Origin of the sequence: Citrobacter sp. CK199 (assembly GCF_030333285.1) — a bacterium.
GTDB classification, from domain to species: Bacteria; Pseudomonadota; Gammaproteobacteria; order Enterobacterales; family Enterobacteriaceae; genus Citrobacter_B; species Citrobacter_B koseri.
This window is the reverse complement of record NZ_JAOWGF010000026.1, coordinates 566,843-578,902: the sequence shown is the minus strand read 5'-3', so window position 1 is coordinate 578,902 and position 12,060 is coordinate 566,843. Positions and strand designations below refer to the sequence as shown.

Annotated in this window: 8 protein-coding genes; 7 read left to right on the top strand and 1 reads right to left on the bottom strand. The window is 55.8% G+C overall.

Annotation, left to right across the window (positions count from 1 at the left end; all coding sequences use genetic code 11):
- Positions 1 to 68 precede the first annotated feature (68 nt).
- Entirely contained in the window at positions 69 to 1,043 is a 975-nt protein-coding gene (gene acuI / locus OGX75_RS13825; protein ID WP_286451088.1) for an acrylyl-CoA reductase (NADPH), read from the bottom strand.
- A gap of 203 nt (positions 1,044 to 1,246) precedes the next feature.
- Between acuI and csrD the strand changes: the two genes are divergently transcribed.
- The 7 genes from csrD (at position 1,247) to yhdP (ending at position 12,039) form a co-directional block, all read left to right on the top strand.
- A complete protein-coding gene (gene csrD, locus OGX75_RS13820) occupies positions 1,247 to 3,187 on the top strand; it encodes an RNase E specificity factor CsrD (protein WP_047460917.1) in 1,941 nt (646 codons plus the stop codon).
- A gap of 307 nt (positions 3,188 to 3,494) precedes the next feature.
- Positions 3,495 to 4,538, top strand: coding sequence for a rod shape-determining protein MreB (gene mreB / locus OGX75_RS13815; protein ID WP_000913396.1), 1,044 nt, complete (start codon positions 3,495 to 3,497; stop codon positions 4,536 to 4,538).
- Positions 4,539 to 4,602: 64 nt separating this feature from the next.
- Positions 4,603 to 5,622, top strand: a complete 1,020-nt coding sequence (gene mreC, locus OGX75_RS13810) for a rod shape-determining protein MreC (protein WP_049009237.1) — start codon at positions 4,603 to 4,605, stop codon at positions 5,620 to 5,622.
- Positions 5,622 to 6,110 (top strand): rod shape-determining protein MreD, encoded by a 489-nt coding sequence (gene mreD / locus OGX75_RS13805; protein ID WP_012135383.1) that lies wholly within the window; start codon positions 5,622 to 5,624, stop codon positions 6,108 to 6,110. The genes mreC and mreD overlap by 1 nt, the downstream gene beginning before the upstream one ends.
- A gap of 8 nt (positions 6,111 to 6,118) precedes the next feature.
- On the top strand, positions 6,119 to 6,712 hold the full coding sequence (locus tag OGX75_RS13800) for a Maf family protein (protein WP_115614374.1): 594 nt from the start codon (positions 6,119 to 6,121) through the stop codon (positions 6,710 to 6,712).
- Complete coding sequence (rng, locus tag OGX75_RS13795) at positions 6,702 to 8,171, top strand: ribonuclease G (protein ID WP_012135381.1); 1,470 nt, start codon at positions 6,702 to 6,704, stop codon at positions 8,169 to 8,171. Before OGX75_RS13800 ends, rng begins: the two co-directional genes overlap by 11 nt.
- A gap of 67 nt (positions 8,172 to 8,238) precedes the next feature.
- Positions 8,239 to 12,039, top strand: coding sequence for an AsmA2 domain-containing protein YhdP (yhdP, locus tag OGX75_RS13790; protein WP_286451091.1), 3,801 nt, complete (start codon positions 8,239 to 8,241; stop codon positions 12,037 to 12,039).
- The last annotated feature ends 21 nt before the right edge of the window (positions 12,040 to 12,060 follow it).

The following is a 12,060-nucleotide window of genomic DNA, read 5'->3' as shown; positions in this document are numbered from 1 at the left end:
CGTCATGCGTTTTTTTAAGCATGACGGAGGCGAAACGTTAACGCGAATATGTCACGAAAATTTGAAGATTAGGCAATCTTCACCAGCGTACGGCCCTGTGCCTGGTTATTGATGATGGCATCGGCGAATTTTGGCGCGTCTGCCAGCGTGATTTCTGTTGCAGCCTGCGCATAGAAAGAGGCTGGCAGGTCGTTGACCAGGCGTTTCCAGGCTTCTGCGCGGCGGGCAGGCGGAGTCATCACGGAATCCACGCCCTGCAAGCGGACATTACGCAGAATAAACGGCATGACCGTGGTGGGGAGCGCGAAGCCGCCCGCCAGACCACAGGCCGCAACGCAGCCGCCGTAGTTCATCTGCGCCAGCACTTTCGCCAGCACTTTATCGCCAACGGTGTCGATGGCACCGGCCCAGAGTTGTTTTTCCAGCGGGCGGGATTCGGCAAACTCATCGCGCCCCAGAATGCGGTTGGCGCCCAGGTTACGCAGGTAGTCGTGGGTGCTTTCGCGTCCTGACACGGCCACAACCTGGTAGCCCAGCTTATGCAGCAACGCAACGGCAGTGCTGCCCACGCCGCCGCTGGCGCCAGTCACGACAATCTCGCCATCTTCAGGACGAATGCCCGCGTCTTCCAGCGCCATCACGCACAGCATGGCGGTAAAACCGGCGGTGCCGATAATCATCGCATTTCGGCTATCAAGACCTTTCGGGAGAGCAACCAGCCAGTCGCCTTTTACGCGGGCGCGCTCAGCCAGGCCGCCCCAGTGGTTTTCGCCCACGCCCCAGCCGGTCAGTAAAACCTCCTGACCGGCATGGAAGCGGGGATCTTCACTGGCGCGTACGGTTCCGGCGAAATCGATGCCAGGAATCATCGGAAAGTTACGGATGATTTTCCCTTTCCCGGTGATGGCCAGAGCATCTTTATAGTTCAGGCTGGACCAGTGGACATCTACCGTTACATCCCCTTCCGGTAGCCGACTTTCTTCAAGGGTCTGAACGGAAGCAAGGGTTTTACCGTCCTGCTGTTCTAAGATCAAAGCCTGCATAACCTGTCCTCAATTTGCATAGTGGATTGGAAAAATATTTATGAAGACTATACTCGCTAATCAAAACGTGATGCCGATTCAACGCAATAAATTGCCAGATAGACCTGATTTGGTAGTATGCCCGCTTAGCTGTGCAATTTAACGGACTTCGCGTTCAGAGTTGCTCTTTCATGTCGTTTATAACTGTCGGAGTTAACACACGGATGCGATTAACGACGAAATTCTCAGCCTTTGTCACGCTGCTTACCGGGTTAACGATCTTCGTTACGCTCATCGGCTGCTCGCTGAGTTTTTACAATGCCATCGAGAATAAATTCACCAGCCGCATTCAGGCGGTCGCCACCGCTATTGACACGCATCTTGTCTCCTCTGATTTTGTCACGCTAACGCCGCAGATTAATGAACTGATGGTATCGGTTGATATCGTGCGCGTCGATTTGTTGCAGGATGGCCGCCAGGTGTATAGCCATTCGCGCAACAGCAGCTATCGGCCAGCGGGAAGCAACAACCTGTATCGTGAGCTGACGATTCCGCTGGTAAAACATCCCGGCACCTCGCTGCATGTGGTGTTTCAGGACCCGATGGGCAACTATTTTCACTCGCTCGTGACCACCGCGCCGCTCACGCTGGCGATCGGCTTTATCGTTCTCATCCTGTTCTTATCGGTACGCTGGCTACAGCGCCAGCTGTCCGGGCAGGAGCTGCTGGAAATTCGTGCAACGCGTATTCTGAACGGCGAGCGCGGGCCGAATGCGCGAGGGTCGGTCTATGAATGGCCCGCGCGTACCAGCAGCGCGTTGGATATGCTGCTGTCTGAAATTCAGTTTGCCAGCGAACAGCGCAGCCGTCTGGATACGCTTATCCGTTCTTATGCGGCGCAGGATGTCAAAACCGGGCTGGGCAATCGCCTGTTTTTTGATAACCAACTGGCGACGCTGCTGGAAGATCAGGAAAAAGTGGGATCGCATGGCGTGGTGATGATGATCCGCCTGCCAGACTTTAACCTGCTTCACGACAGCTGGGGGCGCGATCTCGCGGAAGAACAGCTGTTTGCGCTGATTAATCTGCTGTCGACATTTATTATGCGCTACCCGGGTTCGCTGCTGGCGCGCTACCACCGCAGCGACTTTGCCGTCCTGTTGCCGCACCGCACATTGAAAGAAGCGGAGAGCATCGCCGGGCAGTTATTAAAAGCGGTAGATGCATTACCGGTTAATAAAAAGCTCGATCGTGACGATATGGTACATATCGGCATTTGCGCATGGCGTAGCGGTCAGTCAACGGAGCAGGTGATGGAACATGCCGAAGCCGCGACCCGAAATGCCGTGTTGCAGGGAGGGAACAGCTGGGCGGTGTATGACGATTCGCTGCCGGAAAAAGGCCGAGGCAACGTACGCTGGCGCACTCTTATTGAGCAGATGCTCAGCCGGGGCGGGCCGCGGATTTATCAGAAACCGGCGGTAATGCGTGAAGGACGCGTACACCACCGGGAGCTGATGTGCCGTATCTTTGACGGCGCCGAAGAGGTGATTTCGGCGGAATACATGCCGATGGTATTGCAGTTCGGTTTATCGGAAGAGTATGACCGCTTGCAAATTAGCCGTTTGATCCCGCTGCTGAAATACTGGCCGGAGGAAAATCTGGCGATGCAGGTAACGGTAGAATCGTTGATCCGCCCACGGTTTCAGCGCTGGCTGCGTGATACGTTGATGCAGTGCGAAAAATCGCAGCGAAAACGTATTATTTTTGAACTTGCCGAGGCAGATGTTTGTCAACACATCAGTCGGTTACAGCCTGTTATTCGTTTAATGAATGCGCTTGGCGTTCGGATCGCGGTGACACAGGCGGGTTTGACGCTGGTGAGTACCAGTTGGATTAAAGAACTTAATGTGGAATTACTGAAACTTCATCCGAGTCTGGTAAGAAACATTGAGAAACGAACGGAAAACCAGTTACTGGTACAGAGCCTGGTGGAAGCCTGCACGGGAACGCATACGCAGGTTTACGCGACAGGCGTCCGTTCGCGTAGCGAGTGGCATACGCTGACGGGGCGCGGAGTGGCGGGCGGACAGGGGGATTTTTTTGCCTCCTCCCAACCACTTGACACCAACGTGAAAAAATATTCGCAAAGATACTCGGTTTAACCTGCCGTTTAATTTGTTTTCACGTAGAATAACGCGCGCTGTGCCTCATGGGGGTGTGCTTGTCTGCTCGCCAGATTGTTGCAGCAAATATGCAGGTAAACGACCTTTTACAGGTTGCAAATGAAGGCCAGGATTGCTGCTGATGTATTCAGTTCTGATGGACCCAGACAGAGATTTGTAACAAAGGAAACGTACTGCGCTAATTTTCACCGTAGCAGATGATTTTTGCGCCTTGTCGCTGCTGCGTGTGGTTGGTAAAGTAAGCGGATTTTGTTTTCCGCCCCAGCTTTCAGGATTATCCCTTAGTATGTTGAAAAAATTTCGTGGCATGTTTTCCAATGACCTGTCCATTGACCTGGGTACTGCGAATACCCTCATTTACGTAAAAGGACAAGGCATCGTATTGAATGAGCCTTCCGTTGTGGCCATTCGTCAGGATCGTGCCGGTTCACCGAAAAGCGTGGCCGCAGTAGGTCATGATGCGAAGCAGATGCTGGGTCGTACGCCGGGCAATATCGCTGCTATTCGCCCGATGAAAGACGGCGTTATCGCTGACTTCTTCGTGACTGAAAAAATGCTCCAGCACTTCATCAAACAAGTGCACAGCAACAGCTTTATGCGTCCAAGCCCTCGTGTGCTGGTGTGTGTACCGGTAGGAGCGACCCAGGTAGAGCGTCGTGCGATTCGTGAATCCGCACAGGGCGCTGGCGCTCGTGAAGTGTTCCTGATCGAAGAACCGATGGCTGCGGCAATCGGCGCCGGTCTGCCGGTGTCTGAAGCAACCGGTTCAATGGTTGTCGATATCGGTGGCGGTACGACGGAAGTGGCCGTTATCTCTCTGAACGGCGTGGTTTACTCTTCTTCTGTGCGTATTGGCGGCGACCGCTTCGACGAAGCGATCATCAATTACGTGCGCCGTAACTACGGTTCTCTGATCGGCGAAGCGACCGCAGAACGTATCAAACACGAAATCGGTTCTGCGTATCCGGGCGACGAAGTGCGTGAAATCGAAGTTCGCGGGCGTAACCTGGCGGAAGGCGTTCCACGCGGCTTTACCCTGAACTCCAACGAGATTCTGGAAGCGTTGCAGGAGCCGCTGACCGGTATCGTGAGCGCGGTGATGGTTGCGCTGGAACAGTGCCCGCCGGAACTGGCGTCTGATATCTCCGAGCGCGGTATGGTGCTCACGGGCGGCGGCGCGCTGCTGCGTAACCTTGATCGTCTGTTAATGGAAGAAACCGGCATTCCTGTCGTTGTTGCTGAAGATCCGCTGACCTGCGTGGCGCGCGGCGGCGGCAAGGCGCTGGAAATGATCGATATGCACGGCGGCGACCTGTTCAGCGAAGAGTAATCGGATACCGGCAGGGTGATGGTTTGATTACCCTGCCGACTCTGATACGAGAATACGCAAACTTATGAAGCCAATTTTTAGCCGTGGCCCGTCGCTACAGATTCGCCTTATTCTGGCGGTGCTGGTGGCGCTCGGCGTGATTATAGCCGACAGCCGCCTGGGGACGTTCAGCCAAATCCGCACGTACATGGATACCGCCGTCAGCCCTTTCTACTTTATTTCCAATGGTCCCCGTGAATTACTCGACGGCGTGTCGCAAACGCTGGCTTCGCGTGACCAACTCGAACTTGAAAACCGGGCGCTGCGCCAGGAACTGTTGCTGAAAAACAGCGAATTGCTGATGCTGGGGCAATACAAACAGGAGAACGCGCGTTTGCGCGAGCTGCTGGGTTCGCCGCTGCGTCAGGACGAACAAAAAATGGTGACTCAGGTCATCTCCACGGTTAACGATCCTTACAGCGATCAGGTGGTGATCGACAAAGGAAGCGTGAACGGGGTCTATGAGGGGCAACCGGTCATCAGCGACAAAGGCGTAGTGGGCCAGGTCGTTGCGGTGGCGAAACTGACCAGCCGCGTTCTGCTTATTTGCGATGCGACACATGCGTTGCCGATTCAGGTGCTGCGTAACGATATCCGCGTCATTGCCGCCGGTAACGGCTGCACGGACGATTTACAGCTTGAGCATTTGCCGGCAAACACCGATATTCGCGTTGGCGATGTGCTGGTAACGTCGGGTCTGGGCGGCCGTTTCCCGGAAGGGTATCCGGTGGGCGTGGTTTCGTCCGTCAAGCTGGACACCCAACGTGCTTACACCGTGATTCAGGCGCGTCCGACTGCGGGTTTACAGCGTTTGCGTTATCTGCTGCTGCTGTGGGGAGCCGATCGCAACGGCGCTAATCCGATGACGCCGGAAGATGTGCATCGCGTCGCTAACGAACGACTGATGCAGATGATGCCGCAGGTTCTGCCTTCGCCAGATGCGATGGGGCCGCCAGCGCCAATGCCGGACCCTGCCACGGGGATTAGCCCGGCGCCTGCCGCGCCTCAACAACCGGCGGCTACGCGCGCAACGGGGGGGCAATAGTGGCAAGTTATCGTAGCCAGGGTCGCTGGGTTATCTGGCTCTCGTTTCTTATTGCGCTATTGCTGCAAATCATGCCCTGGCCGGATGACATCATCGTTTTCCGGCCAAACTGGGTGCTCCTTATCTTGCTGTACTGGATCCTCGCACTGCCGCACCGCGTAAATGTGGGTACAGGTTTTGTGATGGGTGCCATACTGGATCTGATCAGCGGCTCCACGCTTGGCGTGCGGGCCTTGTCGATGAGTATCATTGCTTATCTGGTTGCACTGAAATTCCAGCTATTCCGTAACCTGGCGCTCTGGCAACAGGCGCTGGTGGTGATATTGCTCTCACTGGTCGTGGACATTATTGTTTTCTGGGCCGAGTTTTTAGTGATCAACGTCTCTTTCAGACCGGAAGTATTCTGGAGTAGTGTAGTAAACGGTGTGCTCTGGCCCTGGCTTTTCCTGCTGATGCGCAAAGTGCGCCAGCAGTTTGCTGTGCAGTAAAGGTTTCTATGACTGACGTTTATCTTGCTTCCGGTTCACCTCGCCGCCAGGAGCTGCTTGCGCAGCTGGGCGTCTCTTTTGCACGTATCGTTACGGGAATTGAAGAAACGCGTGGCGAAGGCGAAAGCGCGCAACAGTATGTCTCCCGTCTGGCGCGGGAAAAGGCGCTGGCAGGCGTGGCGCAAACGGCGCGCGACTTGCCGGTGCTGGGCGCCGATACTATCGTGATTCTTAACGGTGAAGTGCTGGAGAAACCGCGCGATGCAGAACACGCGGCGCATATGCTGCGCAAACTGTCGGGGCAGACGCATCAGGTGATGACGGCCGTCGCGCTGGCGGACAGCCAGTACGTGCTGGATTGTCTGGTGGTGACGGAGGTGACGTTCAGGGCACTGAGTGATGAGGACATCGCGGGCTATGTCGCCAGCGGTGAGCCTATGGATAAAGCTGGAGCATACGGTATTCAGGGGCAGGGTGGCTGTTTTGTCAGGAAGATAAACGGCAGCTATCACGCCGTGGTCGGCTTACCGCTGGTTGAAACGTATGAGTTGCTGAGCAATTTTAACGCACTGCGTGAGAAAAGGGATAAACATGACGGCTGAATTGTTGGTAAACGTAACGCCATCGGAAACACGCGTGGCGTACATTGATGGCGGTATTCTTCAGGAAATTCATATTGAGCGTGAAGCGCGACGAGGCATCGTAGGCAATATCTACAAAGGCCGTGTAAGCCGTGTACTTCCGGGTATGCAGGCGGCTTTTGTAGATATTGGACTGGAGAAAGCCGCGTTTCTTCATGCTTCAGACATTATGCCGCATACCGAATGCGTGGCGGGTGAAGAACAAAAGAACTTCACCGTACGCGACATCTCTGAGCTGGTGCGTCAGGGGCAGGATCTGATGGTGCAGGTGGTAAAAGATCCGCTTGGCACCAAAGGCGCGCGCCTGACGACGGACATCACGCTGCCTTCCCGCTACCTCGTCTTTATGCCCGGCGCGTCGCACGTTGGCGTTTCTCAGCGTATTGAAAGCGAAACCGAACGTGAACGCCTGAAGAAGGTGGTGGCGGAATATTGCGACGAGCAGGGCGGATTTATCATCCGTACGGCGGCGGAAGGGGTGTGCGAAGAGGATCTGGCGTCGGACGCCGCTTACCTCAAACGCGTCTGGACGAAAGTCATGGAGCGTAAAAAGCGGCCGCAAACGCGCTATCAGATGTACGGCGAACTGGCGCTGGCGCAGCGCGTACTGCGTGATTTTGCCGATGCCGAGCTGGACAGAATCCGCGTGGATTCGCGTCTGACATACGAGGCATTGCTGGAATTTACTGCGGAATATATCCCCGAGATGACCAGCAAGCTCGAACACTACAGCGGTCATCAGCCGATTTTCGATCTCTTTGATGTTGAAAATGAGATTCAGCGCGCGCTGGAACGCAAGGTGGAGCTGAAATCCGGCGGTTATCTGATTATCGATCAAACCGAAGCCATGACCACCGTTGATATCAATACCGGGGCGTTTGTCGGGCACCGTAATCTCGATGACACGATCTTCAATACCAATATTGAGGCGACGCAGGCGATTGCGCGGCAGCTGCGTCTGCGCAATCTGGGCGGTATCATCATCATCGATTTTATCGACATGAATAATGAAGATCATCGCCGTCGGGTACTGCATTCTCTGGAGCAGGCGCTGAGCAAAGATCGCGTGAAAACCAGCATCAACGGCTTTTCGCAACTGGGTCTGGTAGAGATGACCCGCAAGCGTACCCGCGAAAGCGTGGAACATGTGCTATGCAATGAATGTCCAACGTGTCATGGACGCGGTACGGTGAAAACGGTGGAAACCGTCTGCTATGAAATTATGCGTGAAATCGTGCGTGTGCATCATGCCTACGACTCCGATCGTTTCCTCGTTTATGCTTCTCCGGCGGTGGCGGAAACGTTAAAAGGCGAAGAGTCGCACGCGCTGGCAGAGGTGGAAATTTTTGTCGGCAAGCAAGTTAAAGTCCAGATTGAACCGCTCTATAACCAGGAGCAATTTGACGTCGTAATGATGTAAAAGACCGCCGTTTCCAGGCCGGATAACGGGTTTGTGAGTCACATTTTTGGCAGACAAGGAGAGACGCGTGAGGCGATTGCCGGGGATATTACTGCTCACTGGAGCCGCGCTCGTCGTCGTCGTTGCGCTGCTGATCAGTGGATTGCGCCTTGCGCTCCCCCATCTGGATAGCTGGCGCCCGGCGATCCTCAGCAAAATTGAATCTGCCACGGGTATTCCTGTTGCCGCCAGCCAGTTGCATGCGAACTGGCAAACCTTTGGCCCCACGCTTGAGGCCCGGGACATCCATGCCAGTTTGAAAGATGGCGGCGAGCTTTCAGTAAAGCGCGTCACGCTGGCGCTGGATGTCTGGCAAAGCCTGTTGCACATGCGCTGGCAGTTTCGCGACCTCACCTTCTGGCAACTGCACATCCGCACCAATACGCCGATCCAACGCAGCGACAGCGACGAAGGCATTGAAACCAACCGTATTAGCGATCTTTTCCTGCGTCAGTTTGATCACTTCGATCTCCGGGACAGTCAAATTAGCTTTCTGACCTTATCAGGCCAGCGAGCCGAACTGGCGATCCCGCAGCTTACCTGGTTGAACGGCAAAGACAGGCACCGCGCGGAAGGTCAGGTCAGCCTCTCCAGCCTGACCGGGCAGCATGGCGTGATGCAGGTTCGTATGGATCTGCGTGACGACGACGGGCTGCTGAACAATGGTCGGGTCTGGCTACAGGCCGACGATATTGACGTGAAGCCGTGGCTGGGCAAATGGATGCAGGATAACGTGGCGCTGCAAACCGCGCGCTTTAGCCTGGAAGGCTGGATGACGCTCACGAAAGGCGAAGTCTCCAGCGGCGATATCTGGCTTAAGCAGGGCGGCGCGAGCTGGCAGGGCGATAATCATTCGCACACGCTTTCCGTTGATAACCTGACCGCGCACATTACGCGCGAACAGCCGGGCTGGCAGTTTTATATTCCTGACACGCGTATCACGCTGGATAGCAAACCCTGGCCGCGCGGCGCGTTAACGCTGGCCTGGGTGCCGGAACAAGAAGTTGGCGGTCAGAACAACATACGCAGCGATGAATTGCGTATTCGCGCCAGTAACCTTGAACTGGCTGATATGGACGGGCTGCGTCCGGTGGCGGCGAAACTCTCGCCTGCGCTGGGCGACATCTGGCAGGCCACACAGCCACGCGGAAAAATAGACACCCTCGCGCTGGATATCCCGCTACAGGCGACGGAGAAAACGCGTTTCCAGGCGTCGTGGGATAACCTCGCCTGGAAGCAGTGGAAGCTCTTACCGGGCGCGGAACACTTCTCCGGCACCTTGTCCGGCAGCGTGGAAAACGGCGCGCTGACCGCCTCGATGCAGCAGGCCGAAATGCCGTATGAAACCGTCTTTCGCGCACCGCTGGAAATTGAAAACGGCGTGGCGACGCTCACCTGGCTGAAGAATGACAAAGGGTTTCAGCTGGACGGGCGCAACATCGATGTGAAAGCGAAAGCCGTACATGCGCGCGGCGGTTTTCGTTACCTGCAACCCGCCGGAGAGGAGCCCTGGCTGGGGATTCTGGCAGGGATCAGCACCGATGACGGTTCACAGGCCTGGCGTTATTTCCCGGAAAACCTGATGGGCAAAGAGCTGGTTGATTACCTTAGCGGCGCGATTCAGGGCGGCGAAGCGGATAACGCCACGCTGGTGTATGGCGGCAATCCACACCTTTTCCCCTACAAACATAATGAAGGTCAGTTTGAAGTGCTGGTGCCGCTGCGTAACGCGAAGTTTGCTTTCCAGCCGGACTGGCCCGCGCTGACCGACCTCAACATTGAGCTGGACTTCCTGAACGACGGCCTGTGGATGAAGGCGGATAGCGTCAATCTGGGTGGTGTTAAGGCCAGCAATCTGACCGCAATAATCCCGGACTATGCCAAAGAAAAGCTGCTGATTGATGCCGATATCAATGGGCCGGGTAAAGCGGTCGGCCCGTATTTTGACGACACGCCGCTGAAAGATTCTCTCGGCGCCACGCTGGAGCAACTCCAGATTGATGGCGATGTGAATGCTCGCTTACATCTTGATATTCCGCTGGATGGCGAGCTGGTCACCGCCAAAGGGGACGTCTTGCTGCATAATAATAGTTTGTTCATTAAGCCGCTCGACAGCACGCTGAAGAACCTGAGCGGTAAGTTCAGCTTCAACAACGGCAATCTTAAGAGCGAACCGTTAACGGCAAACTGGTTTAATCAGCCGTTGAACGTGGATTTCTCCACCAATGAAGGGGAAAAGGCCTATCAGGTCGACGTCAACCTTGACGGCAACTGGCAGCCGGGCCGTATGGGCGTGCTACCTGCGCAGGTGAACGATGCTATAAGCGGCGGTATGGCGTGGAACGGTAAAGTGGGCATTGCGCTTCCTTATCACTCTGGTGCGACATACAACGTAGAACTGAAAGGCGACCTGAAGAATGTGAGCAGTCACTTACCGTCACCGCTCGACAAGCAGGCCGGGGAATCCTTGCCGGTGAGCATTAAGGCTGACGGTAACTTGCGTAGCTTCGCGCTGACCGGCAGCGCCGGGAAAAATAATCACTTTAACAGCCGCTGGCTGCTGAATCAGAAACTGACGCTGGATCGGGCAATCTGGACAACGGATAGTCGCACCACGCCGACATTGCCTGACCGACAAGGCGTTGAGCTTAATCTTCCGGCAATGGATGGCGCAGAGTGGCTGGCGCTGTTCCAGAAAGGCGCGGCGGATAACGTTGGCGCAAAGACCAGTTTGCCGCAGCGCGTGACGCTACGAACGCCTTCGCTGTCGCTGGGCGGGCAACAGTGGAATAACCTGAGCATTGTCTCTGAGCCGTCGCTGAATGGTCAGAAGGTCGAAGCGCAGGGGCGCGAGGTTAACGCCACGCTGGCGATACGCAATAATGCCCCGTGGCAGGCGAACATCAAATACCTGTATTACAACCCGAGCGCGGCGAAGCGTACAGACGGCGCGCAGGCGACCTCGCCGTTCTCCTCCCTTGAGCGAGTCAGTTTCCGCGGCTGGCCTGATGTGCAGTTACGCTGCGTTGAATGCTGGCTGTGGGGGCAAAAATATGGGCGTATTGACGGCGACGTCGCGATTCAGGGAAATACGCTGACCCTGAGTAACGGGCTGCTGGATACGGGCTTCTCCCGGCTGACGGCTGAGGGTGTCTGGGTGAACACGCCGGGTAGCGAGCGCACGTCGCTGAAGGGGAAACTGCGCGGCCATAAAATTGATGCCGCAGCGGGATTCTTTGGCGTTTCAACCCCTATCCGCAACGCCTCGTTTAACGTGGACTATGACTTACACTGGCGTAACCTGCCCTGGCAGCCGGATGAGGCTTCCCTTAATGGCATTTTACGTACCCGCCTGGGGAAAGGTGAAATTACCGAGCTGAGCACCGGTCATGCGGGGCAGCTTCTGCGTCTGCTGAGCTTTGACGCACTGCTGCGTAAGCTGCGGTTTGATTTTAGCGATACGTTCAGTGACGGTTTCTACTTTGACTCTATTCGCAGTACGGCGTGGATCAAAGACGGCGTGATGCACACTGACGATACGCTGGTGGATGGGCTGGAGGCCGACATCGCCATGAAAGGTTCTGTCAATCTGGTGCGTCGGGAACTCGATATTGAAGCCGTCGTCGCACCGGAAATCTCCGCCACGGTAGGGGTTGCCGCCGCGTTTGCGGTGAACCCGATTGTCGGGGCGGCGGTATTTGCCGCGAGTAAAGTGTTGGGGCCGTTGTGGAGCAAAGTCTCCATTCTGCGCTATCGCATCACGGGCCCGGTAGACAAACCGCAGATTAACGAAGTCCTGCGCCAGCCGCGTAAAGAAAGCCAGCAATGATTTGACGGGGGCGAGTAATTG

Coding starts and splice junctions, on each gene's coding strand:
- OGX75_RS13800 (WP_115614374.1), top strand. CDS start 6,119: ATGACTGACGTTTATCTTGCTTCCGGTTCACCTCGCCGCCAGGAGCTG.
- mreB (WP_000913396.1), top strand. CDS start 3,495: ATGTTGAAAAAATTTCGTGGCATGTTTTCCAATGACCTGTCCATTGAC.
- csrD (WP_047460917.1), top strand. CDS start 1,247: ATGCGATTAACGACGAAATTCTCAGCCTTTGTCACGCTGCTTACCGGG.
- mreC (WP_049009237.1), top strand. CDS start 4,603: ATGAAGCCAATTTTTAGCCGTGGCCCGTCGCTACAGATTCGCCTTATT.
- acuI (WP_286451088.1), bottom strand. CDS start 1,043: ATGCAGGCTTTGATCTTAGAACAGCAGGACGGTAAAACCCTTGCTTCC.
- rng (WP_012135381.1), top strand. CDS start 6,702: ATGACGGCTGAATTGTTGGTAAACGTAACGCCATCGGAAACACGCGTG.